The sequence below is a fragment of the Aeromonas sp. 97A genome, assembly GCF_051919185.1.
GTDB lineage: Bacteria > Pseudomonadota > Gammaproteobacteria > Enterobacterales > Aeromonadaceae > Aeromonas > Aeromonas veronii.
The window spans coordinates 1,304,219-1,326,071 of sequence record NZ_JBQBFF010000001.1 but is presented as its reverse complement, the minus strand read 5'-3'; the positions used below and the strand labels follow the sequence as shown (position 1 = coordinate 1,326,071).

The 21,853-nt window shown below is 55.5% G+C and carries 23 protein-coding genes; 13 read left to right on the top strand and 10 right to left on the bottom strand.

From position 1 onward, the window contains the following. Nucleotides 1–19: 19 nt before the first annotated feature. From ACTG27_RS06020 to ACTG27_RS05995, 6 genes are all read left to right on the top strand, one after another. Nucleotides 20–340 carry a hypothetical protein gene (locus ACTG27_RS06020; RefSeq protein ID WP_023583768.1) on the top strand — a complete coding sequence of 107 codons (321 nt, stop codon included), beginning with the start codon at nucleotides 20–22 and terminating at the stop codon, nucleotides 338–340. A gap of 300 nt (nucleotides 341–640) precedes the next feature. Then, nucleotides 641–865, top strand: coding sequence for a hypothetical protein (locus ACTG27_RS06015; protein WP_042062383.1), 225 nt, complete (start codon nucleotides 641–643; stop codon nucleotides 863–865). Between the two features lie 40 nt (nucleotides 866–905). Next, nucleotides 906–2,408: a hypothetical protein gene (locus tag ACTG27_RS06010; protein ID WP_439979301.1), complete on the top strand. Its 1,503-nt coding sequence runs from the start codon at nucleotides 906–908 to the stop codon at nucleotides 2,406–2,408. Nucleotides 2,409–2,412: 4 nt separating this feature from the next. After that, on the top strand, nucleotides 2,413–2,727 hold the full coding sequence (locus ACTG27_RS06005) for a DUF2523 domain-containing protein (protein ID WP_113739540.1): 315 nt from the start codon (nucleotides 2,413–2,415) through the stop codon (nucleotides 2,725–2,727). Further along, complete coding sequence (locus tag ACTG27_RS06000; RefSeq protein WP_439979299.1) at nucleotides 2,728–3,930, top strand: zonular occludens toxin family protein; 1,203 nt, start codon at nucleotides 2,728–2,730, stop codon at nucleotides 3,928–3,930. Nucleotides 3,931–4,687: 757 nt separating this feature from the next. After that, nucleotides 4,688–5,020 carry a hypothetical protein gene (locus ACTG27_RS05995; protein WP_139441351.1) on the top strand — a complete coding sequence of 111 codons (333 nt, stop codon included), beginning with the start codon at nucleotides 4,688–4,690 and terminating at the stop codon, nucleotides 5,018–5,020. A 22-nt stretch (nucleotides 5,021–5,042) separates the two neighbouring features. Here ACTG27_RS05995 and ACTG27_RS05990 read toward each other — a convergent pair whose 3' ends face one another. Continuing rightward, nucleotides 5,043–5,393 carry a DUF3653 domain-containing protein gene (locus ACTG27_RS05990; RefSeq protein WP_019446393.1) on the bottom strand — a complete coding sequence of 117 codons (351 nt, stop codon included), beginning with the start codon at nucleotides 5,391–5,393 and terminating at the stop codon, nucleotides 5,043–5,045. Between the two features lie 115 nt (nucleotides 5,394–5,508). On the opposite strand from ACTG27_RS05990, the gene ACTG27_RS05985 reads away from it, so the two are divergent. Beyond that, nucleotides 5,509–5,736, top strand: a complete 228-nt coding sequence (locus tag ACTG27_RS05985; RefSeq protein ID WP_439979297.1) for a helix-turn-helix domain-containing transcriptional regulator — start codon at nucleotides 5,509–5,511, stop codon at nucleotides 5,734–5,736. Between the two features lie 364 nt (nucleotides 5,737–6,100). Here ACTG27_RS05985 and ACTG27_RS05980 read toward each other — a convergent pair whose 3' ends face one another. The 4 genes from ACTG27_RS05980 to ACTG27_RS05965 form a co-directional block, all read right to left on the bottom strand. After that, complete coding sequence (locus ACTG27_RS05980; RefSeq protein ID WP_439979296.1) at nucleotides 6,101–6,367, bottom strand: hypothetical protein; 267 nt, start codon at nucleotides 6,365–6,367, stop codon at nucleotides 6,101–6,103. Nucleotides 6,368–6,689: 322 nt separating this feature from the next. After that, complete coding sequence (locus tag ACTG27_RS05975) at nucleotides 6,690–7,028, bottom strand: hypothetical protein (protein ID WP_335873242.1); 339 nt, start codon at nucleotides 7,026–7,028, stop codon at nucleotides 6,690–6,692. Between the two features lie 376 nt (nucleotides 7,029–7,404). Next, nucleotides 7,405–8,682 carry a tyrosine-type recombinase/integrase gene (locus ACTG27_RS05970; RefSeq protein WP_439980501.1) on the bottom strand — a complete coding sequence of 426 codons (1,278 nt, stop codon included), beginning with the start codon at nucleotides 8,680–8,682 and terminating at the stop codon, nucleotides 7,405–7,407. A 392-nt stretch (nucleotides 8,683–9,074) separates the two neighbouring features. Next, nucleotides 9,075–9,377, bottom strand: coding sequence for a YebG family protein (locus ACTG27_RS05965; RefSeq protein ID WP_244776639.1), 303 nt, complete (start codon nucleotides 9,375–9,377; stop codon nucleotides 9,075–9,077). Nucleotides 9,378–9,547: 170 nt separating this feature from the next. Between ACTG27_RS05965 and ACTG27_RS05960 the strand changes: the two genes are divergently transcribed. Further along, on the top strand, nucleotides 9,548–10,447 hold the full coding sequence (locus ACTG27_RS05960) for an esterase/lipase family protein (protein WP_439979294.1): 900 nt from the start codon (nucleotides 9,548–9,550) through the stop codon (nucleotides 10,445–10,447). A gap of 60 nt (nucleotides 10,448–10,507) precedes the next feature. Here the strand turns inward: ACTG27_RS05960 and ACTG27_RS05955 are convergent, their stop codons facing one another. Beyond that, nucleotides 10,508–12,481: an SDR family oxidoreductase gene (locus tag ACTG27_RS05955; RefSeq protein ID WP_429135217.1), complete on the bottom strand. Its 1,974-nt coding sequence runs from the start codon at nucleotides 12,479–12,481 to the stop codon at nucleotides 10,508–10,510. Between the two features lie 248 nt (nucleotides 12,482–12,729). On the opposite strand from ACTG27_RS05955, the gene ACTG27_RS05950 reads away from it, so the two are divergent. From ACTG27_RS05950 to ACTG27_RS05935, 4 genes are all read left to right on the top strand, one after another. After that, nucleotides 12,730–13,302 (top strand): phasin family protein, encoded by a 573-nt coding sequence (locus ACTG27_RS05950; protein ID WP_005333118.1) that lies wholly within the window; start codon nucleotides 12,730–12,732, stop codon nucleotides 13,300–13,302. A 94-nt stretch (nucleotides 13,303–13,396) separates the two neighbouring features. Then, a complete protein-coding gene (locus tag ACTG27_RS05945) occupies nucleotides 13,397–14,584 on the top strand; it encodes a patatin-like phospholipase family protein (RefSeq protein ID WP_252657272.1) in 1,188 nt (395 codons plus the stop codon). 1 nt (nucleotide 14,585) lies between these two features. After that, on the top strand, nucleotides 14,586–15,227 hold the full coding sequence (locus ACTG27_RS05940; protein ID WP_439979292.1) for a TetR/AcrR family transcriptional regulator: 642 nt from the start codon (nucleotides 14,586–14,588) through the stop codon (nucleotides 15,225–15,227). Nucleotides 15,228–15,252: 25 nt separating this feature from the next. Then, the gene (locus tag ACTG27_RS05935) at nucleotides 15,253–16,041 is read left to right on the top strand and encodes a hypothetical protein (RefSeq protein ID WP_439979291.1); all 789 of its coding nucleotides are present in this window, start codon (nucleotides 15,253–15,255) and stop codon (nucleotides 16,039–16,041) included. 115 nt (nucleotides 16,042–16,156) lie between these two features. Here the strand turns inward: ACTG27_RS05935 and ACTG27_RS05930 are convergent, their stop codons facing one another. Next, nucleotides 16,157–17,587, bottom strand: a complete 1,431-nt coding sequence (locus ACTG27_RS05930) for a wax ester/triacylglycerol synthase family O-acyltransferase (protein ID WP_439979290.1) — start codon at nucleotides 17,585–17,587, stop codon at nucleotides 16,157–16,159. Nucleotides 17,588–17,842: 255 nt separating this feature from the next. Beyond that, nucleotides 17,843–18,175 (bottom strand): polyhydroxyalkanoic acid system family protein, encoded by a 333-nt coding sequence (locus ACTG27_RS05925; RefSeq protein WP_151286033.1) that lies wholly within the window; start codon nucleotides 18,173–18,175, stop codon nucleotides 17,843–17,845. A 259-nt stretch (nucleotides 18,176–18,434) separates the two neighbouring features. Between ACTG27_RS05925 and ACTG27_RS05920 the strand changes: the two genes are divergently transcribed. Beyond that, nucleotides 18,435–19,163, top strand: coding sequence for an FFLEELY motif protein (locus tag ACTG27_RS05920; protein ID WP_021230124.1), 729 nt, complete (start codon nucleotides 18,435–18,437; stop codon nucleotides 19,161–19,163). A 99-nt stretch (nucleotides 19,164–19,262) separates the two neighbouring features. Here the strand turns inward: ACTG27_RS05920 and ACTG27_RS05915 are convergent, their stop codons facing one another. Together ACTG27_RS05915 and prpC are read right to left on the bottom strand one after the other, a co-directional pair. Then, complete coding sequence (locus ACTG27_RS05915; protein ID WP_439979289.1) at nucleotides 19,263–20,708, bottom strand: bifunctional 2-methylcitrate dehydratase/aconitate hydratase; 1,446 nt, start codon at nucleotides 20,706–20,708, stop codon at nucleotides 19,263–19,265. Nucleotides 20,709–20,718: 10 nt separating this feature from the next. Continuing rightward, nucleotides 20,719–21,846 (bottom strand): bifunctional 2-methylcitrate synthase/citrate synthase, encoded by a 1,128-nt coding sequence (prpC, locus tag ACTG27_RS05910; RefSeq protein WP_439979288.1) that lies wholly within the window; start codon nucleotides 21,844–21,846, stop codon nucleotides 20,719–20,721. Between the last annotated feature and the right edge of the window lie 7 nt (nucleotides 21,847–21,853).

The following is a 21,853-nucleotide window of genomic DNA, read 5'->3' as shown; positions in this document are numbered from 1 at the left end:
CTTCAACGAGGTAAATATTATGTCCCTGCTCACTGGTGTTTTGGTAACTCGTGTTACTCATGGTTATGGTGTGTCCCGTAAATCTGGCGCTCCTGTCCCTTATGATTTCGCGCAAGTGGAATATCTGGCTCCGGCAAATAACGTCAACAAACCCGAGTGCAATATCCACTCATGGGGTTATGAAGTTCGCCAACTGGCCCTTCGTAATGATGCGGCGACTATCAAAGAAATGGCCGACTGTCCCAAGTTGGTTGCCATTGATCTTGTGCTTGAAGCCGATCCCCAGAATCCGACCCGAAATGTGGTTGTTGGCTTCCAGCCTAACAAAAAACCGGTATAACCGCCGCGCACCGAGGAGGAGGAGCGAGAGCGCGCAGCGAGCGACGACGAGGGCGCGATAATGCTTTGTCTAGATATTACCTCCGAGGGATATGCTCGATTATCCGAGGGGGATTCCTGCGAATATGTGCTCCTGACTGTTCAGGAGCATAACAAGTTAACGGATATATCGAGCTGGTTTGAGTTCGATAAATCCACCGTAACCGTAGCCTTTGGTTTTGGATTAGCCATCTGGGTTGTCGGTTTAAAATTGGGCGCTGTTGCCCGTGTTATTGTTGGTGCAAAACGAGGATAAATAAAAATGGAAAAACTGTCAGGCTTGTTCCGTAACGGCTGTATCGCTGCTGTGGCTTCTGTCTCTGCTATGGGTGTCGCCAATGCTGCCGAAGGTGGTTCTGCTGCCGCTGCTGGCTCTGCGCTTGATACCGCGTTGGCAGACGTTAACGCCACTTCTCCCAAGGTGATGCTGGTTGTTGCTGCCGTTGTCGGGGTCGGTATCCTGATCGGCCTTATTCGCAAAGCCTAAGCCATGTCCCTGCTTATCGGGACGCTCTGGTTTTTGTTCTTTGTCGAGGGATGGCGAACATCCTTTTCAATCTAAGGCGGCTTCGGTCGCCTTTTTTTATATTGGGGGCTGTGTGCGCATAGGTTGGCTTTTATTATTTTTCCCATCGCTGGCATTTGCTATCTCGGGCTGTCCTGTCGGTGTGCAATTGGGTAACGTTACTTTGGCAACGCCTTTGCCAGCTTGTCTTAAATTCGAAAGTTCCGAACTGGGTGGCTGTGAGGTTAATTGCGTTGGGGTTTGTATTGATCGCCCCTTGCTTAATCAACGCGGGCCAGTGGAGACCACAGGTACGGCTTGTAAGTTTACAGGCTATGGCAGTGGTGATGGTGATTCAGATGGTAGTGGTAATACGCCAGATGAAGGCCCTTCTGGTACTAAGCCGATTGCTGGTTGGGTTGATTTTGAACCTGTGATTGGTGATGCCACCGGAACATCTGTTTCGGGTGCTGTTGCCAAGTTAAATAAAAACTTGGGTGTTGCTCTGCGTCAGGTTGTAGAAAGCACTAAGTCAGATACAGCCAATCTCAATTCTATCGCTCATAATGCCGAGTCATTTTCTCGTGATATGAAAGATGCGCTTTATCATATAAAGCAATCATCTAGCGAGTTGTCTCATGTTAATGGCAATCTTGGCGGTGTGGCTGCTGCACTTAGTACCACAAGGGACTATTTGCAATCTATAGATGTTAAGTTGAGTAATCTTGGCTCTGGTTCTTCTGGTGGCGTTCCTTCTTCTGTTGCGTCTGACGTTGCTGGTATTTCCTCAATGATGGGTGCCTCTTTAAATATGATGTCCAGTATTCAGGGCAACACAAACGGACTTAATAATAAACTTGACGACATTTCTGGAAATACTAAGGCAACCTCTTACTTTGCCAAGGATATGAAAGACTCGCTGAAAAATATTGAGCGTTCTTTGGGTGGTGGTTCTGGCTCCGGTTCTGATGGTGGCTCATCTGCTTGGACTGCTTCTGACATTGCGTCACTTGTTGAGAGTGCCGGAACTACTGCAAACCAATCTGAGCAACAGACGTATGTTTTGCAAGATATGCGCACTGCTCTTGAGATTATGGCCGAGAAGGCTGGCAACGGTAACGGTAATGGCGGCGGTGACGGTAGCGGTGAAGGTTCTGGCGTTGACTATTCCAAGATGCCCGGATCTTCTTCTAATCCTCTTTATGTTGGTTCTGCGTCTTATAAGTCACAAAGGTGTGAAGGGGGCGCTGATTGTTTCTTTGATTTGCCCTCTATTAATAAGAAGTTGGAAGAGGCAAATGATTCATTGACTAATAAATATCAGTCCATATCTGAAGATGTTAAGCAGGTCTTTGCGTTTAATCTTACTGGCTCTGCTGATCCAATGGAGTGTTTGGAGCTATTTACACATCAGGGTAAGGAATACACTGTTTGCCCTCCATCTGGTGATTACTGGAAAACCTTGGCGGCGTTGATGATGTTTATTTTTTACTTCGTGGCGTTGATGATTATCTTTAAGAGGTGATGGCATGGAATGGCTTTCTGATTTCTTTGGTGGTTTTTATAACGACTTATATAACTTGGCCGTTGATTTTGCTGCATGGATTGCTGTCAAAATGGCGGTTCAATGGGTTGAGTTTAAGTTATTCCTCTTGATGTTTACTTGGGATGTGGCAAAGGAGGTTTTGTTGAATGTCCATTTCAGCGAGTTGCTTTCATCTTCTTTTAATTCATTGCCTCCCAGTGTTCGGGGGATATTGCTTTACCTGCATTTCGATAAGGGTCTGGCGATATTGTCTCAGGCGTTTGTCACCCGCTTCATGCTCAATATGATGGGGTGGTAAATGTCGATTAAGATCCATCACGGGGCGCCAGGTTCTTACAAATCATCAGGGGCGATCTATACCGATGTGCTGCCCGCCATCAAAGCCGGTCGTCACATCATCACCAACGTGCGGGGCTTCACTGCCGAGCGTTGCAGGGAGGTGCTGGGCAAGGCGGTGCCTGAAGGCTTTGAAGTGACCTACATCGAGACCGAATCACAGGAGGGGCGCGATAAGTTCGCTCGGTTCTATCACTGGGCACCAAAGGGGGTGTTCTTTCTGGTCGATGAAGTGCAGCGGATCTTTCCGCCTTCATGGCGTCAGAGTGATTTAGATCGTCTGGATTATCCCAACGGGCCGGATGCAGCCAAGGCAGATGGCCGACCGGAAACCATAGACGTTGCATTTGATATGCACCGACATCACAACTGGGATTTTGTATTTACGACTCCGAACATCAAAAAGGTTCACGCTGTTATTCGGGCTGCTGCTGAAACCGCAATTCGCCATACCAATATGGGCCTGTTGGGCATTGGTGGGCGTTATAAGACGGTTTTACATCTGGCTGATAATAGCGGGTCGTCCATGTCCGATGTATTGCAAGCCAAGCCATTTAATAAGGTGCCGAAATATGTTTTCAAACTCTATGACTCAACTACAACAGGTAAGGTCTCGGATACAATCGCGGGCAGCTCGATGTTTCGAGATCCTAAAATACTTTTTTTTCTGGCGCTTATGGGGTTTTGTATCTTCTTTGGCTTCATTAAGCCTGCGTATATCGATAAGCCTAATGAAGCCCCTCCGCCCTCTCCTGCCGCTGTTCCGGCTGCTGGGGAGGTGGGTGGTACGTCCAGTGCTGGGGTACGTGCTAGCGGCGCTCCTGCTGCGTCTGCTGGCGGGGTTCTTTCTGTAGGGCCGTTTGCGGGGCACAAGCTGATCATCAGTTGTCACCAGCTGATAAAGGATGAACGGGGATCATATCGGGTTGAGTATTGCTTTGCCCTTCGCAAGGGTGACGATGTGCAGCCCGTCTACAGTGACGATTGGCCGGATCAACTGGCCAGTGTGGATGCTATGAGCGCCTGCCATGCGGTTGTGAAGTATCAGGGCAAGCCTGTTGATGTTTATTGTGATCCAGAGGGTGACGCCCTGCGCCGTAAATACAATGCTGCCCTCTTTGCGGGTGGTGATACCAAAAACAAACCAAGTGATGACCGGACATAATTAGGGCCGGCTCTGAAGTACAGCATCTTTTCGCTGTACTGAACGAGCTGGCGGGCAAGCGATAGCGCGGCAGTTTTATGCTAACTGCGTAACGCGGATATTTATGTTAAATATGGCTGTTAATGCCACAAAGAACAGGGGCGGTAGCCCCTACAAGCCGCCCTCTGCTGTCCATTTGATCTCCAAAAGCCTCGCGGCGGAACATGCCCATCTACCCCAGAGACTGGATCACCCCCTTCCCTGCCAAACCGATCTTTAATGCCCCAGTCAGAGCGACCAGTCGTAAGGGTTGAGGAAGGAGCGCAGCGAGGACGAAACCCTGTAGGCTATAGGGCGCGGGTGGTGCCTGCCTATTCCTCCTGTCGTAGACAAGCCGCTCTCAAGGTCTTTCGCCGTCTTTGTCTTTGGGGCTGCGGGTTTTCCGGTTCGGCTCCCCCCGTGTAGTAATACGGGGGGAATACTACCCCTTCCCTCTACCCCTACCGTCTACCCCCCGCCCCTTCCCGTTCTGCCCTTGACCACTCGATGGTGGGGCCATACGGGCAACCACTCGGCTAAGGCTTACTCGGGCGAGTGTTTAGTGCAGGGGCGTTCTTACTAAAGCGCGGGGGGCGCAGCCTCCAGCTTTTGCGGCGCTACGCGCCGACATATGTTTTTTCTATCAACCCATCTTAATGATAGTTGTTGATTATAATTGACACAGTTGACAGTATAGTTTCTGGTTGTGGTAAAGCCATTGATAACAAGAGGGATTCTTATGGATACAACCTTAAAAATACTATGTCATTTGTTTAGTTTTGACCTTCTCAAGAATGCTAGCCCGATGGTTGTTGCCTTGGCTCATCGTTCAATTCGGTTTGGCTTTGATAGTCTATCTGTAGAGCAGAAATTGATTCTTAAACCCTTTCTATCCGTTAAGTGTTCTGGTTATGACGATGTGGATGGTGCGCATCAGTGTTCGAAGGTGTTAGAGGGTGAAGATCTTTTGGAGGCTTATGGAGCATCGGGTGGGTCTTGGTTCATTCAATGTCGTCTCTGTCACGCAGCAACGAAGTACATTGCTTATTGCGCTTCGGCGAATGATAAATAAATGGGGGCCGTAGCCCCCAAGCTCACATTACGCCAAGTTTCTTTCTCCAATAGAAAGCAGCCATTTGCCGTTCGGATCGCTCCACCTGGATGATGGCAATCGCCTCTATCCTGCGTCTGTCGAATCTCACACCTGTTGGTGATACAAGGCAATCATTCATCATTCGCCAACCTTCCCAGTCTTTCCAAATTGTGGGCAGTTCTCTCCCTGAAGCCATACGCATTAGCCGTTTATAGACAGGTGGGATCTCTTTGCCTTTATCCCAATATGTGACCTGCCTCACAGAAACAAAACAAAGATTGGCCGTTTCTTCAATTGATAAACCGCACTCAAACCATCGAAAAATGAAGTTTTTGGTCAACTCTCGTTCCATCCAAGTAAATACCTGATAAACCAGCAAAATTGCGTGGATTGGCTTATCGGCGGGTTTCGGATGGGCATTTAACAAAACGTCGCATTATGCGCAATGACGGGTGCAGGAGGAGGAAATGAAGAGAACCAAACAATGGAGCCGCTTTGATGTGGCTGACGTCTTGGCCACTGAGGCCGACATGGTTGCCTATCTGCTGGCAGCTCTTGAAGATGGTGATCCGGCGCTGCTGACTGCGGCGCTTGATGATGTGGAGCGTGCTCGCAGCCAAGCTGCGTGGCCAGCCGCGCTACACTCTGGAAGAACTGTTGGCTCAGTGTGGCCCCAATGCTATTTCACGAGGTGAAATGGCATTGGGGTCAAGATTAGAGATTACGAGGAATAAGCGGACGTATGCTTCGACGCATAATTATTGCAGGCCTCATTGGCTTTGTGCAATTCATTGGCTTTAGACCAAAGTTGCTCTGGCGAGGCTCCAGACTTCTTCATGGCCTCATACTCTTGTTCTAGTTTTTTCTCATTCTCGCTGAGAACAAGCATCTCATCATCACATATGTTCATATATAGGAGCTTCCTCGTAAGTAGAGCAAAATGCTCTAGACAGATATGAGTCCAGCTTGGATGAATTTCAAGCTGTGGCGAGCTGAGGCTCTAAACTGATGCCGATAAATGTGGTTATCGGCATCACGTGAGAGATAACAAGGCTTTCTTCAGCCGGTTCTGCGGCACAATTCCTTCATCAATCCAGCGCATGACGATGAACCGTCACGAATGCCAGTCTCGGTCAGCTTAAGAAGATCCTCACCCAAGTCAGCAAGACCTGCTATCCGGTTCCCCTGCTGTTTGGCAATGTAGAGGTCGGCCAACTTGGCCAACTGATCCGCCAAAGCCCCCTCGCCCACAACATCTACTCGCTCAACCAGGAAGTCAGGCGGTGCCTTTTCCTGGTTGAAGTAGTCATCCCAATGATCAGACATACCCCCTCCCCTTAGTCGATATTCTGAAACCACAAATGTCCCATTTTGAGACAAGAGTTCACTATTAAATCAATACGTTGTGCGGAATCCCCCTCACTTATTGAGCGTTATGTTTGATTTTCACCGTTATAACTATCGTCATTACCGTGAATATTCTTGGAAATATCTGTCCCCTACTTGAGAGGTATCTCTCTGAAAATATTGATACTCCTTCTTGTAAAACAGCCATAAAAATGCCGACTATCGCGATAGATTCCCCTCCCCTTAATTCTCACGGTTTATTGTTGTGGCTGGCATGATTGCGACTTTTTTGGAAGTCGGGTCAATTCATATTTAAGGCACGTTTGGCGATGGCCAATGTGGGTGGCTGGCAGGTCAAGTAGAGGGTGCTGTTGAACTGCTGCACTATGCGTTTGAGCTCGTTCATATCATCGGGATGGAGGGTTAAGGACCAGAGTGCTCGGGGCTGGCCGTGATGGAGGCCATTGGTATAGATAATGGTGCAATCTTCGATACGCAACTCTTTGCAGTGGGCCTCCATCTGCAGGCCCACATCCGGAAACCAGATATGCAGCGTGCCTGAAGAGATAAAGGTGAACTGGGCTATGAGCGACCCTTTGCCAACGATTCTGAAGGTCTTTTCCACCACTGCCACTTGCATACCCGCTCCTTGGTATCTCGTTAATATCGATATCAATATCACCAATGATGACTGGATATGCAAGTGTGATAACAAGGCGCTGTTCAACCGAATATGATTGCTTCCGGCATGTTTTACTTAGCTTTCGGCATCGGGTGTTCTCGGTGTTTCAGCAAGCAATTTCGTTTTTTGCTTCTCTGTTACGCGATAAATATGTATGCCGCAGATGAGAAGGTGCCTGTTCTTAATCATCCATGTGAGCCAAAAATATTTCCTGAACCGATTGCCATCCAGAGAAGTACAACATTGCCGCGCCAACTTCTATGACACCCCAAACAAGCCATTCTGTGTTCTAAGAGCAGTCAATACAAATCAGGGTCAGATGTCACATTGTTCGTTAGCTTTTGTGAACGTTATCTCTCATTTGTTGGTTCAGTCGGTCCAGCGGCTTTTGCTGGGCGCTCTCATGTCGTTCACTGTTGCTGGTGTGCAGGTATTTCGAAGTGGTGTCGATGCTGTCATGTCCTGCATCGGCCTGTACGTGGGAGAGCGGCCGCCCGTGCAGATTGATGTCATGGGTGATCCCGGTATGGCGGATCGCATGGGGAGAGAGTTGCCGCATTTCGGCTGCATCCTGGGCAAAGCCATCTTGCTCTGCCAGTTCGGCTCCCTTACCTATGATCACCATGATCAAATCCCGTAACTGGCGAATACCGAGGTTGGCATTGAGTTCCCCCTGCTCGCGACCATGTGCTGCCGCTTTATGGCGAACGAACAGGGGGGTCTGTTCATTCGGTGTCGGCAAGGGAGAGAGACCGAGGAAGCGGCGGTAGCGTTCGAGTGCCGCCAACAACGCTTGGGATACCGCTACGGTACGCCGTTTGCCCCCTTTGCTTTGCGGAATAAAGTAGCCCCAGACGCCGGTTTTGCGATCCCGCCTGAACTGCCCCATCACAGGGGTAAAGCCCGGCCGGGCTGCAACCTCAGAGATCCGCAGATAGCAGGCGTACATCAGAATGGTGAGAAAACGGCTGCGCTCATGCTGCTCCGGATGGTCGTTGGCAAGGGTATCGGCAGCTTGCATCACGTATGACCACTGCAACTCGCTGAAGGCCTGCACCTGATCATCGGCCTCCTGCTGCTGCGGCCGTTTGACCCGCTGCAGTAGCAGAGCGGGATTCCTGTCCATGTACTCCTCCTGGATCAGGAACTGGAAGAAGGCCGACAGGATGGCCAGCTTGGTCTTCATCGCCTGCTCGCTCAGGCGATAGGGCAAGGTGCGGCCCAGCTCCCGCTTGCCGAGAAACGGTCGCCATTGCGGATTGGGCAACCGCTCTCCCCACTCCTTGTCGAGGACAAACTGCGCCACGTTGCGATAGGCGATTAGCTCTTCAGGGGGGGACTGACAGTAGTCGAGATAGCGGATCATGATGCGGCGAGTGAGATCTTTCGGGCTGATGGCCGCCTCGCGAAAGCACCAGTGCAAAAAAGTGGTCAGTTCGCTGCGATAGGTTTTGTAGTTGTTTTCGCTGTTGCGCTGCTCCAGCAGCCAATCGACCGCCAGTTCGTAAACCAGACCGGCATCGGGTACATCGTTGAGGCTGAGGTTGGCAAGGTACTGATTGACCTGTGGGTTACCGGCCTCCAGATAGATAAGGCTGTCAAACAGCGGCATGGCTGGCGGCAAGGATAATGGTTGTTGAATCATGGTGTTGCTTGTTGCTTGTTGCTTGTTGATGCTGAGATGAGTCGATATGAGCCTGTGAGCCGAGTTGCTAGAAAAGGGCTCGTGATACATGAATGCGGCTTCTATTGGGATTGGTACTACCTCTTGTTGTTGCTGATTAAGGTCACCAGGAGCGATCTGGATAACGTTTTCTCCACTGTTTGCTCATTATTTCCTCATAGATCTGGCTGATGTCGCTCAGTGGTTCACGCTATTCAGTTATGCATTGGATATGCACCGTTGTTAAAAAATTCTCGGGGTAAATAGCCGTAAAAATGGTTTTAAATGCAAATAAAGTGAATGAATTGAGCCATTTATCCCGAGGAATAAGGTCTGTGCAATCAGGCCACCTGCTTTAGTGGCTTCTCCTTGCGCTTGGCTGCTGGGGCCTCTTCCTCTTTCGTGCCTGCCTGAACCTTGCCGCCACGCATCAGGGTTTGCAGCACATCACGCTGCTCTGCCAGGTAGAATGCCAGACTCTCTTGCTGCTCTGGCGCCAGCTCGATCGGGGCGCCAGCCAACAGGGTCATCAACTCATCGGCCGTATCCAGCAGCTTGTCATAGGCATCGGCCTCTTTTTTGCTGGCAAAGGTCATTTTTTCCACTCCCCCACGAACAACCACATATTTGATCTCGACAGCCATGATGGCCTCCTCTTGGTGATGATGGATAGAGTATATGTATGGATATACAGTATTGCAAATAACCTCACCGGAAAAGAGTTCGCCGGGGTTTAGCGACAAAAGCCGCGCTGGATCAAGCTGTCTCAAAGTGCCATTTGACTTCCACGCCTGACTGGTCGGATCATGGCCTTATGACGATCGTACGACACCTGTTTATCCTGCTGATGGTAGAGGTGCTGCTCCTCGGGAGTATCGCCCACTTGGTCGTGGGACTCCCCTGGTTGCTGACCCTGCTGTTTGTTGTGTTTGCCCTGCTTGGGTTGCGTTGTCTGGTGGTGCTCGGCAGCTGGCTGTTTACCCGCTTCTACCCCTCCCCGGCTATCGGCCCCTGGCGCAGGGTGAAGATGATGGCGCAGGAGATGCTGGCCTACCTTTACACCTTCACCTTGCTGTTGCCATTCGAGCCTTTGTTGATGGCACCCGATCGGCTGCGGCTATGCCAGCGCCCCGTATTGTTGGTGCATGGTTACGGTTGCAGTCGCGGGATCTGGCGCACCCAGCGCGCCCGGCTGGAAGCTGCGGGTCATGTGGTCGCTACCATTACCCTGACGCCGCCATTTGGTCATATCGACGAGATGGTGCCGCTGCTGGCCAAGCGGATCGACTATGTGCTCGCGGCAACCGGTGCCAGCCAGCTGGTACTGATCGGCCACAGCATGGGGGGATTGGTCTGCCGCGACTATCTGGCGGTCCATGGCGGTGACAAGGTAGCGAGCCTTATCACGCTGGCAACGCCCCATCAGGGCAGCCAGCTGGCGATGCTGGGGGTGGGGGCCAATGCGCGGGAGATGGAGCCGGGCTCCGGCTGGTTGCAGCGCTTTGCCTCTGTGCCTCTCTGCGTTCCCGGGATCTCGGTGCGTACCAGCCACGATAACGTGGTTATGCCGCAGGAGCGCCAGCGTCTGGCTGGCATGGAAGATATCGAGCTGGCCGGCATTGGCCACCTCACCCTGCTCTACTCGCGCCGGACCACGGCGCTGCTGCTCACTCTGCTGGCTCGCAATTCGGCCATAGGCAATCCCCCACAATAAAAGAGCGGGCCCGAATGTGCGGGCCCGCTCTGTTTTTATCTTCCTTGCAACTGCGCTGGCTTAGAAGTGGATCCCCTTGATGAAGGTGGAGACGGCAACCTGATCGGCGGTGGCCTTGGACTTGTCGCCATCCTTGGGATCGGCAAAGGTGCGGAAGCTGGTGTTCATGATGACCTGCGCAACGCGAGGTGCCAGGGCATGAACCACCTGACCAAATACCCCGAGGCGAGTGGCCAGACGAACGTGCTTGTTGATGATGGTATCGCATACCAGATCGGCCGCCTCTTCCGGCGTCATCATCGGTACCTGCTCATAGACCTTGGTCGGTGCGACCATCGGCGTTTTCACCAGCGGCATATTGATGATGGAGAAGCTCACCCCTTTATCGGCAAACTCGGAGGCGGCGGTACGCACCCAGGCATCGAGGGCAGATTTGGAGGCAACATAGGCGGAGAAGCGCGGCGCATTGGTCAACACCCCGATGGAGGAGATGTTGATGATGTGGCCTTTCTTCTTCTCGATCATGGTGGGCAGCACCCCCATGATCACCTTGAGTGCGCCGAAGTAGTTGAGCTGCATGGTGCGCTCCAGATCGTGGAAGCGATCGAAGGAGTCCTCGATGGAGCGGCGGATGGAGCGGCCGGCATTGTTGACCAGAATATCGACGCCGCCGTGATCGGCCACGATGCGAGCGGTGATCTCCTCGGCCTGCGCCAGATTGGAGAGATCACCCTGATAGATCTCGATGGTCAGTCCCAGCTCGGCAAACTCGGCTTTAGTCTCGGCAATCTTCTGCTCGTCGCGGGCGATGGTAACGACGTTGGCCCCCGCCCCCGCCAGCTTGCGTGCGGTTGCACGGCCAATGCCGGAGGTGGCCCCGGTCACCAGCACCACCTTGCCCTCTACCCGACCACGCAGGGAGCGATCGATGAAGAGTTCGGGGTCGAGGTGGCGCTCCCAGTAGTCCCACAGCCGCCAGGCGTAGCTGTGCAGCGGCGGCACTTCGATACCGGTCCCTTTCAGTACCCGCTGGGTTTCGCGACTGTCGAAACGGGTGGGATAGCTGATAAGGCGGAACACATCCTTGGGTAGACCCAGATCGGCGATGGCGGCATCGCGGATGCGGCGCACCGGCGCCATGGTCATCAGCATGGCGGTCAGGTGGCGGGGAATGAAATTAAAGAGAGAGGCGTTGATGCGGATAGCAGGCTCCGGCGCATGGGCGGCGCGGGAGAAGGTGCTCAGCATGTCGCCAACCCGCATCGGGTTGGGGTCGGTCAGGTGGAAGGTTTTGTTCTCCTCTCCCTCCTGATGGGCGATATGCACCATGGCATCGACCACAAAGTTGACCGGCACTATGTTGATGCGCCCGCCCTCAACCCCGATGGCCGGCATCCAGGGCGGCAGCAGACGGCGCAGCTTCTGGATGGTCTTGAAGAAGTAGTAAGGGCCGTCGATCTTGTCCATCTCGCCGGTATTGGAGTCACCGACAACGATGCCCGGGCGGTAGACCCGCCACGCAATGGTGCACTCGTTACGCACAATCCCTTCCGCTTCATGCTTGGTCTGGAAATAAGGCATGTCGAGGTGCTCGGCTTCATCGAACATATCCTCGCGAAACAGACCATCAAAGAGACCGGCTGCAGCAATAGAGCTGCAGTGGTGGAACTGGCGGGCCGCGAGTCGTTCGGCCAGCTGCACGGACTGGCGGGTTCCTTCGGTGTTGACCTGTTGCTGGATCCCAGCCTTGGCGTTGAGATCATAGATGGCAGCCAGATGGAAGAAGTGGTCGATCTTGCCGATCAACTGCTCCTGCATCTCGACCGATACCCCCAGCAGCGGTTGCGTCATGTCGCCAAAAACCGGGACCGCGCGCGATTCATCCACATGCCAGAATGAGAACAGCTCTGGCAATTTTTCCTGATGAGAAGAGCGCATCAGAAAATAGACGGTACAGTCGGGATGCTGTTGGAATAACTTTTTGATCAATCGACGCCCGATAAAACCACTACCGCCGGTAATGAAATAGTTCATAAAGAGAATCCTGCTACTGATTAGGGTGTTACTAGGTTGTTAGATATATCACGATTCATATGGAAATCCGCAATTTGATTGTCGGTTCGTGAGCAAACCCTAATTTCGGTGGTATGCCTGTTCCGTTATTAGGTAGAACCCTCTATTTTTTGTCCCTAGACTGAAGTTGAAAAATCAGTAATGCCACAACCCGATTGCAGTTTCGTTGTCGCCATTACATTTAACTGTCGTTATTCAAGGAGAAGATCATGGCTAAGAAATTGAAAGCGCTGGCAGGGTCAGTGACCGACAACCAACTCACCTCCACCATCAAGGAGTCCACCCAGCAGATCTGGTTGGCGGGTCTGGGTGCCTATGCCAAGGCGCAGGAAGAAGGTGGCAAGATCTTTGAAGCCCTGGTGCAGGAAGGTGAAGCGCTGCAAGCAAAAACCCGTCAGAGCGCAGATGAGAAGATTGCCGCTGTGACCGACAAGACCGCCAATACCTGGGGTCGTCTGGAGCAGGTGTTTGAAGACCGCGTGGCCCGCGCTGTGGCCAGCCTCGGCATCCCGACCCGCAAGGATATCGACAAGCTCTCCAAGCGCATGGCCGAGTTGACCGACGTGGTCCAGCAACTGCTGGATGCACAGGAAGAGGAAGCCCCGGCCGCAGAAGCCAAACCGGCTGCCGCCAAAAAGCCCGCGGCCCGCAAGCCTCCGGTAAAGAAGGCACCGGTAGCCAAGGCTAAAGAGGCCGTGGTTGAGCAGGCTGCCGATCTCCTCTCCGCAGCGGAAGATGCGGTGAAAGAGGTGAAAGCCAAAGCAGAGAGCGTCCTGCCCTGATCCCTCGCGGTGACGGAAGGTGATTGATACCGGCCCATGCCCTTCGCTGGGCCGGTCTTGTCATGGTGAATGTCATGGATAGGGAGGCAACGCTATGAGTACCATCGCAATTGCCCTTGCTGGCGGCGGGCCGCTCGGCGGCATCTACGAGATCGGTGCCTGCGCAGCCCTCTCTGACAGCATCAACGGCCTGCGCCTTGACCATGCCGACATCTATGTTGGCGTCAGTTCGGGGGCCGTGGTGGCATCGGCGCTGGCCAACGGTATCTCGCCGGCTAAGCTGGTGCGGATCCTGCTCAGCGATGATTCGGGGGAGATGTTTGACCCGGCCACCTTGCTGCGCCCCGCCTTTCGTGAATATGCCGACCGCCTGACCTCGATCCCGCCGCTGGCGTGGCAGAGCCTGACCTACTATCTGGCGGCGCCCTGGAAGCGCAGCCTGTTTGAATCGCTGCAGGGGCTCTCCAAGGCCATTCCGACCGGACTGTTCGACAACCGCGGGGTGGATCGCACCCTGACCCAGTTTTTCTCTCGTCCCGGCCGCAGCAACGATTTCCGCCAGCTGCGCAGCCGACTGTTTGTGGTCGCTACCGAACTCGATACCGGCCATCCGGTCGCCTTCGGCAGCCCGGGGCTCGATGATGTGCCTATCTCGGCGGCGGTACAGGCGTCAGCCGCCCTGCCCGGTCTCTTTCCGCCCTCCTTGATCAACGGTCGTTACTATGTGGACGGGGCGCTGATCAAGACCCTGCACGCTTCGGTAGCGCTGGAAGAGGGGGCGGATCTGGTGTTCTGCATCAATCCGCTGGTTCCCTATGATGCGGACATGGCCGCCGGCCCCCCGACCAATCTGGTGGACAGCGGTCTGCCGGTGGTACTGGCCCAGACCTTTCGCGCCATCATCCACTCCCGCATGCATGTGGGGATGGATCGCTACAAGCACCAATATCCCGACGCCGACGCCCTGCTGTTTGAGCCCTCTTCTGCCGATGGCGAGATGTTCTTCACCAATGTGTTCAGTTACCGGGATCGTCGCCGCCTCTGCGAGCACGCTTACCAGCATACCCGTCGCGATCTCTGGCAGCGTCGTGACGAGCTGGCGCCGGTGCTGGCCAAACATGGCCTCGAGCTCAATCTGGCCGCGCTGGCCGATGAAGATCGCACCCTGCTGGCCCCCGGCATTGGCTCAGTCGCCGCCCTCGACAAGTCGCTGGAGCAGTTGCAGCACTGGCTTGCCAAACGCTATCGCCACGGCGTGCGCCGTTCATCACCAAAGGAGTAGCATGGATCGCAAACCCAAACGCCGTACCCGGGAGCGGATCCTGACCACTGCCCTCGCCTGCTTCAATCGACAAGGGGAACCCAGCGTCACCACCTCGGCCATTGCGGCCGAGATGGAGATCAGCCAGGGCAATCTCTACTACCACTTCCACAACAAGGAGGAGATCGTCAACGCCCTGTTCTGCGAATTTGAACAACAGATGGATCGCCTGTTGGAGGCGGTAAGCACCCCGTCCGATGAGCCCGAAGATATCTGGCTCTTTCTCCACCTGATGTTTGAAGCCATCTGGCAGTACCGTTTCCTCTACTACGATATCGCGACCCTGATGAGTGGTTATCATCAGGTGAAACAGCGCTTTTCCGCCCTGCTGCGCCGCAAGGAGCAGACCGCCATCGCCATTTGCAACCATCTGCAAACGGTCGGGCTGATGGAGGGCACGGCGCAACAGATGCGCACGCTGGCGGCTAATGTGGCGCTGGTGGGCACATTCTGGATCTCTTACCAGCGGGCACTGCACCCCAAGGCGGACGCCGATATCGCCCTCGGCGTCTTTCAGGTGATGCAGCTGGTCGCACCCTATTTGCGGGCCGATGCCCGCGCTCATCTGGGCGCCCTCGCCCACCACTACACCGACAAGGTTTGATTCACATGCTACAGGGAGAACAAGCATGACCACTTCACAACTCGAATTTGTCCCCTTCCCCTACGCGGATGTGGCCTATGACTATGCCGGCCAGAAGCTGGCGGACAACTGGGATCGTCTCCATCAGGGGGATGCCGAACCCTGGCCCGAGGATGAACAGGTGCAGGATGCCTGGCGGGCCTATCATGCCGGGGATTTTGCCCGGGCCGTCGCCCTTGGCGAAGCGGCCGGTGAGGCGGGCCTCAATGTGGCGAACAAAGCGCTGGTGATCCATGCCAGCTATCTGCTGGAAGACAAGTATGCCAAGCGCGCCGCCTTCGAGCGGGCGGCCAGCCATGCCGAGAAGCTGCAAAAACGTCAGCCCAGGAACGCCAACGCCTGGTATTTCCACGCGCTGGCCCTTGGTCGCTACAGTCAGGTGATTTCCATCTCCAAGGCCCTCTCGCAAGGAATTGGCGACAAGATCAAGGTAAGCCTTGAGAAGGCGCTGGAGCTGGCGCCAGATCACGCCGAGGCTCATATCGCCTTTGGCGCCTGGCACGCGGAGATCGTCGACAAGCTGGGGGCCATGATCGGCGGCCTCACCTATGGCGCCAAGAAGGAGGAGTCCGAGCGTCACTTCAAGGAGGCGCTGGCGCTGATCCCCGACTCGGCTATCGCCCGCATGGAGTACGCCAACGCACAGGTGATGCTGCACGGCAAGAGCCGCCTGAAAGCCGCCGAAGCCCTCTATGCCGAAGCGGCCGAGTGCGAACCCATGGATGCCATGGAGCGCCTCGATGTGGAGGCAGCGCGGGAAGAGTTGGAGGATTAACCGCCACTCCTGCCACTAAGAGGTAGTAAAACAAAAGGCCAACCCGCGGGTTGGCCTCTTTTATGATGGGTGCAGTCCGGTTGGCCACGCTGTCACTGGTCGCTCAAATGCTCGCTCAACCGAGCAGCGCATCCAGCCCGTTGGGGTCAAACAGCAGCTCCGGTTCCATCAGCACCAGCAACAGCAGTTGCTCGAACTCCACTGCAAACCGCTCGACCACCCGATCCGGATCCGGTACCAGCTTCTTGTCGGTGATAAGGCCCAGCTGCACCTTGTGATCGTAAGAGAGGATGGAGACGCCGACGCCGATATCCCCCGATTGTGGCACCCAGAACAGCGGCTGACGCAGTCTTGCACCGGCCAGATAGAGGGTCTGCTGCGGGCCAGGCACGTTAGTTATCACCGCGCTGGCCTTGGCCGTGAGCAGCTCGACGGCCTGCTGCTGCACCGCATTGGGGGCCATGCCAAGGGCATGTAACAGGTTGAGCACCACCACGGGTTGCAGCGAGGTGCGCAGCGCCTGCATCCGGTCACGTACGGTATAGAGCCGCTGCAACGGGTGTTCAACATCCAGTGGCAAGTCCAGGGCCACCAGCCCGAAGCGGTTGCCAAGTGCCCCCTCATCATCCGGCGCACGCATATTGACTGGCACCAGGGCGCGGATCTTGACCTTGTTGGCATCATCCCCTTTCTCCTGCAGGTAGTGGCGAAACGCCCCTGCGGTGGCGGCGATCAGCAGATCGTTTACCGAGCAGCCCAGAACCTTGCCCACTGCCTTGATATCCGGCAGATCAATTTGCTCCGACCAGGCCACCCGCTTGGTGCTGGTAGTCTTGCCACGCAGGCGGCAGGGTGAATCATCACCGAGGGTGGCGATATTGCACAGCTCGCTCGCCAGATCGCGCCCGGTCTTGAGGTAATCCACCGCCTTGGTGGGATGGGTGACCACTTCGACATATTTGGACCAGAGGCTACCGGTCAGCTTGAGACCGGCCCGCACCAGACGGCTGCCCTGGTGGCAATCCTCCTCATCCTCGTCATCGCTGTCATCCAGTGGTTCCGGTGACGGTGGTCGCGGCGCCCCTTCCGGTGTGTTATCCATCATGGTCAGCATGGCCCGAACCAGCGAGAAGCCGTCGCCCATGGCGTGGTGAATGCGCACCACCAGCGCTTGCCCACCCAGCGACGTGTCGGTCAGGTGCATATCCCACAGGGGGCGCTGGTGGTTGAGCGGCGTCGAGGCGAGATCGGCCACCAGCTTCTCCAGCTCCAGCTTGCCTGCTTCACCCGGCAGGATCACTCGCTTGAGGTGCTGATCGAGATCGAAATCGGGATCATGACGCCAGTAGTAGGAGCCCCCCTCCAGCACGGCCCGCTGATGGAAGCGGGGTTGCACCGAAATGGTGTGGCATAATCCGGCCCGCAGACGCGTTTCATCAAGCTCTCCTTCAAACATCAGGACACCGATGATCTGCATCAGGTTGTTGGGTCTGTCCATGCGTAACCAGGCGGTATCGACGCAGGAGATAAATTCACTCAGTGGCATGGTTGTTTCCCTACAAAATGAATTTACCGAGGCGGCAAATTGCTTCTGCCCTCATATCCGGATGAAGGCTTGATGCAATCAGAATGACTTTAATGAGTGCCGACTCGAAATATGAAATAAAGATGAAAGATTACTTACAAAATAGAATCGAGACCTTGCCGAATAATAAATCTGACAAACCATATGGCTTGCCAACTTATTTTAAACAGCCATCGTTTACAGCTGGTTTATTTAAAACCAGTGCAACGAAGAGATTCAAACACGTTTGGGGCAAGGTAAGCGATTGTCGACATAATCGAGGATCTCTTGCTCCAGTACGCTGCGTACTGGCAACAGTATCAAACCAAGATGCACTTCCAGTTCCAGGGTATCTTCGTCCAGGGTGAGAGTGCCATGTACCCCTGAGCCGCGAAAGTGTAGCTCGGTCTCCTCTTCATCTGCCCATTCGCAATCGAGTTGATAGCTCTCGCTCATGTCCGCAGCGATGGCCTCGGCCGCGAGCCGGGCGGCGGCCAGTCCCAGCGGATGCTGACGGCTGATCTGAATGATGGAGAGTGCGCTGCTGCCAGCGAGCGAGTTGAAGAACATGGTCGTTACTCTGGGTCATAAGTTAGTTATTGATATTAAACACATGTTCACAACAAATGAAAGGATGGTTCACATAAATGGGACTCACTTAACAGAGTCGAGAGGGATGCAGGCCATCAGCGGGGCATGGCATTTATTCCCTCCCCCGTGCGCGCTACACTTGTCACGGAACGGTCAGCAAAAGCTGCTTGTTTTTCATTCACTTGTATCTTCGTATCACCCAATCCCCATCAATCGGCCCAAGGCCAGAGAGCTGTAGATGACGCATCAAGAACATGCCCACGACGACGATAGCACCCTGGGTCGGCTATACCGCCAGCTCAAGCGGGTTGCAGCCTTGCGCGAGCAGATGCGTGCCCACCCGGAAGATCAGCAGGATCGGGATCGGTTACGCCAGTGGCAGGCTGACCGGTTGGGGCGAACCCACCGTGATCTGCTGGAGAGTGACCGCTACGGCCCTGCCGCCGAGTTTTTCCTGACCGACCTCTATGGCCCCGGGGATTGCGCCCGCCGCGATGCAGACGTGATGCGGGTGATGCCGACCGCCGAACGGCTGTTGCCGGAGTCCGGCCTCAAGGTGCTAGCGCAAGCGATCGAGCTCGACGCTCTCTCCGAAGAGCTGGACTACCTGATGGTGGTGGCGCTGCGGCGCATTGATGGCATTGATCCAATCACACCGGATCATTACACCATCGCCTATCGTGCCGTAGGTGAACAGGCGCGCCGGGAACATCAGATTGCGTTGGTGAGCGAGCTTGGCATGACGCTGGACAGGCTGGCGAGAAAACCGCTGCTGGGGGCAACCCTCAAACTGGTGTCAGGTCCTGCCCATCTGGCGGGGCTTGGCGAGCTCTTCTCCTTTGTCGAGCGTGGTTATCAGGTGTGTCATCAGATGGGGCGTGCCAACGAGTTTCTCGAGACCATCGCCAGTCGTGAGACGGCCATCATGACGGCGCTCTTTAACGGCGACAGCAGTGCGCTGGGGTAAGGCTTATCGAGGGATAAGCCGCCAGAATAACCAAGCGGGCCGATGAGCCCGCTTTTCGTTTATCACAGTTTGCCGATATGTAGCCCAATACAAGACCGGTCAGATCACCAGCAGATCCATAAAGGCGTGTACCGGGGTGGCGGCAAGGCGCGGCCCATCCTGACAGAGGGCCAGAATATCGTTGACCCGTTTGGCCGGGAAACGGGTGGCCAGATTGTGCTGGAATTTCTCCACCAGCAGCGGGATCCCCTCCTCCCGACGGCGACGATGGCCGACTGGATACTCCACCTCCACCTTGGTGGTGTGAGTGCCGTCCTTGAAGAAGATCTGGATGGCGTTGGCGATGGATCGCTTATCCGCCTCCAGATATTCGCGGCTGTAGCGTTTATCCTCCTGCACCACCATCTTGCTACGCAGCGCGTCGATGCGGGGATCGGCAGCGATGCCATCTTCGTAATCCTCGGCGATCAGGCGACCGAAGATGAGCGGTACCGCCACCATGTACTGCAGGCAGTGATCCCGATCGGCCGGGTTATTGAGGGAGCCGACCTTGCTGATGATGCGAATGGCCGACTCATGGGTGGTGAGCTCGATACGGTCGATCTCCTCCAGCCGTCCCTTCACCTGCCCATGCAGCTTCATGGCGCACTCTACCGCAGTCTGGGCGTGGAACTCGGCGGGATAGGAGATCTTGAACAGCACGTTCTCCATCACATAGCTGCCGTACCCCTGATTCAGGGCGAACTGGTTGCCCTTGAACAGCACGTCGTAGAAGCCCCACTTGGGCGCGCTCAGTACGCCTGGATAGCCCATCTCGCCGCTCATGGTGATAAGGGCGAGGCGCACCGCGCGAGAGGTGGCATCCCCCGCCGCCCAGCTCTTGCGCGACCCCGCATTGGGGGCATGCCGGTAGGTACGCAGGCTCTGGCCATCGACCCAGGCCTGGGAGACCGCATCGATCACCTGATCACGGGTGCCACCCAGCATATGAGTCACCACGGCGGTGCTGGCGACCTTGACCAACACCACGTGATCGAGACCGACCCGGTTGAAGGAGTTCTCCAGCGCCAGCACCCCCTGAATTTCGTGGGCTTTGACCATGGCCACCAGCACATCTGCCATGGTGAGCGGCGCCTTGCCCTCGGCCACGCGAGTACGGGAGAGCCAGTCGGCGGTGGCCAGAATGCCCCCCAGATTGTCGGATGGGTGACCCCACTCGGCGGCCAGCCAGGTGTCGTTGTAATCGAGCCAGCGGATGATGGCGCCGATATCCCAAGCCGCCTTGACCGGGTCGAGGCAGAGCTGGGTACCGGGCACCCGGGCGCCGTGGGGTACCAGTGTACCGGGGACTATGGGGCCAAGGTGTTTGGTACACTCGGGGAAGCGCAGGGCAAGCAGGCCACAGCCGAGCGTATCCATCAGGCAGTAGCGGGCGGTGTCGAGGGCTGCCTGGCTGTTAATGGGGTGGTTGCAGACATAATCGGCAATATCGATCAGCACCTGATCGGGGTCTGGTCTGTGGTTGACGTCGACGTTGGAGGACATCGTGACTTCCTTATCGTTGTTGTAGAGAGACAAAGTGACGGGGGGCCGGGCCGACATAATCGGCGCTCGGGCGGATGATCCGGTTGTGCTCGCGCTGCTCCATCACGTGGGCGCACCAGCCGGTGACCCGCGAGCAGACGAAGATAGGCGTGAACAGCTTGGTCGGGATCCCCATGTAGTGATAGGCGCTGGCATGGAAGAAGTCTGCGTTGGGAAAGAGCTCTTTCTCTTCCCACATCACCTTCTCCGCCTCGCAGGAGACGCGATAGAGGCGATCATCCCCTACCGCCTCGGCAAGCTTGGCCGACCACTCCTTGATGATGACGTTGCGCGGATCAGAAGTGCGGTAGATGGCGTGGCCAAAGCCCATGATCTTCTCCTTGGCCGCCAGCTTGGCCAGCAGTTCGCGCCTTGCCTGCGTTTCATCCTGCCAGTGTTCGATCATCGCCATGGCTGCCTCGTTGGCTCCGCCGTGGAGTGGGCCGCGCAGGGTACCGATGGCGGCGGTGATGCAGGAGAACATGTCGGAAAGGGTCGATGCGCAGACTCGCGCCGCAAAGGTGGAGGCGTTGAACTCATGCTCGGCGTAGAGGATAAGGGAGACATGCATCACCCGGCGCTCCAGCTCGCTCGGCGCTTTCTGGTGCAGCAGCGCCAGAAAGTGGCCACCGATACACTCCTCGTCGCTGTCGAGGGCGATGCGAACGCCCTCGTGACTGAACTTGTACCAGTAGATCAGAATGCCCGGAAAGGCGGCCAGCAACCGATCCGCCACTTCATGCTCATGCTCGAAACCATCTTCCGGCTCCAGATCGCCGAGCATGGAGCAGCCGGTGCGCAGCACATCCATCGGATGAGCATCGGCGGGGATACGCTCCAGCACCTCCAGCAGCGGCTGGGGCAAGGCGCGCAAGCGACGCAGTTCGCGCTTGTAGGCGTCAAGCTGCTGCTCACCGGGCAATTCCCCCTTGAGCAGCAGATAGGCGACCTCCTCGAACTGGGCGCTGTCGGCCAGCGCCTTGATGTCGTAACCGCGATAGGTAAGACCGGTGCCACTCTTGCCCACGGTGCAGATACTGGTCTCCCCTGCGCTTTGGCCGCGCAGACCGGCCCCGCCCAACGGTTTTTGCTGTCCCATAAGCTGC

Coding starts and splice junctions, on each gene's coding strand:
- ACTG27_RS06020 (WP_023583768.1), top strand. CDS start 20: ATGTCCCTGCTCACTGGTGTTTTGGTAACTCGTGTTACTCATGGTTAT.
- ACTG27_RS06015 (WP_042062383.1), top strand. CDS start 641: ATGGAAAAACTGTCAGGCTTGTTCCGTAACGGCTGTATCGCTGCTGTG.
- ACTG27_RS06005 (WP_113739540.1), top strand. CDS start 2,413: ATGGAATGGCTTTCTGATTTCTTTGGTGGTTTTTATAACGACTTATAT.
- ACTG27_RS06000 (WP_439979299.1), top strand. CDS start 2,728: ATGTCGATTAAGATCCATCACGGGGCGCCAGGTTCTTACAAATCATCA.
- ACTG27_RS05995 (WP_139441351.1), top strand. CDS start 4,688: ATGGATACAACCTTAAAAATACTATGTCATTTGTTTAGTTTTGACCTT.
- ACTG27_RS05990 (WP_019446393.1), bottom strand. CDS start 5,393: ATGGAACGAGAGTTGACCAAAAACTTCATTTTTCGATGGTTTGAGTGC.
- ACTG27_RS05985 (WP_439979297.1), top strand. CDS start 5,509: ATGAAGAGAACCAAACAATGGAGCCGCTTTGATGTGGCTGACGTCTTG.
- ACTG27_RS05980 (WP_439979296.1), bottom strand. CDS start 6,367: ATGTCTGATCATTGGGATGACTACTTCAACCAGGAAAAGGCACCGCCT.
- ACTG27_RS05975 (WP_335873242.1), bottom strand. CDS start 7,028: ATGCAAGTGGCAGTGGTGGAAAAGACCTTCAGAATCGTTGGCAAAGGG.
- ACTG27_RS05970 (WP_439980501.1), bottom strand. CDS start 8,682: ATGCCGCTGTTTGACAGCCTTATCTATCTGGAGGCCGGTAACCCACAG.
- ACTG27_RS05965 (WP_244776639.1), bottom strand. CDS start 9,377: ATGGCTGTCGAGATCAAATATGTGGTTGTTCGTGGGGGAGTGGAAAAA.
- ACTG27_RS05960 (WP_439979294.1), top strand. CDS start 9,548: ATGACGATCGTACGACACCTGTTTATCCTGCTGATGGTAGAGGTGCTG.
- ACTG27_RS05955 (WP_429135217.1), bottom strand. CDS start 12,481: ATGAACTATTTCATTACCGGCGGTAGTGGTTTTATCGGGCGTCGATTG.
- ACTG27_RS05950 (WP_005333118.1), top strand. CDS start 12,730: ATGGCTAAGAAATTGAAAGCGCTGGCAGGGTCAGTGACCGACAACCAA.
- ACTG27_RS05945 (WP_252657272.1), top strand. CDS start 13,397: ATGAGTACCATCGCAATTGCCCTTGCTGGCGGCGGGCCGCTCGGCGGC.
- ACTG27_RS05940 (WP_439979292.1), top strand. CDS start 14,586: ATGGATCGCAAACCCAAACGCCGTACCCGGGAGCGGATCCTGACCACT.
- ACTG27_RS05935 (WP_439979291.1), top strand. CDS start 15,253: ATGACCACTTCACAACTCGAATTTGTCCCCTTCCCCTACGCGGATGTG.
- ACTG27_RS05930 (WP_439979290.1), bottom strand. CDS start 17,587: ATGCCACTGAGTGAATTTATCTCCTGCGTCGATACCGCCTGGTTACGC.
- ACTG27_RS05925 (WP_151286033.1), bottom strand. CDS start 18,175: ATGTTCTTCAACTCGCTCGCTGGCAGCAGCGCACTCTCCATCATTCAG.
- ACTG27_RS05920 (WP_021230124.1), top strand. CDS start 18,435: ATGACGCATCAAGAACATGCCCACGACGACGATAGCACCCTGGGTCGG.
- ACTG27_RS05915 (WP_439979289.1), bottom strand. CDS start 20,708: ATGTCCTCCAACGTCGACGTCAACCACAGACCAGACCCCGATCAGGTG.
- prpC (WP_439979288.1), bottom strand. CDS start 21,846: ATGGGACAGCAAAAACCGTTGGGCGGGGCCGGTCTGCGCGGCCAAAGC.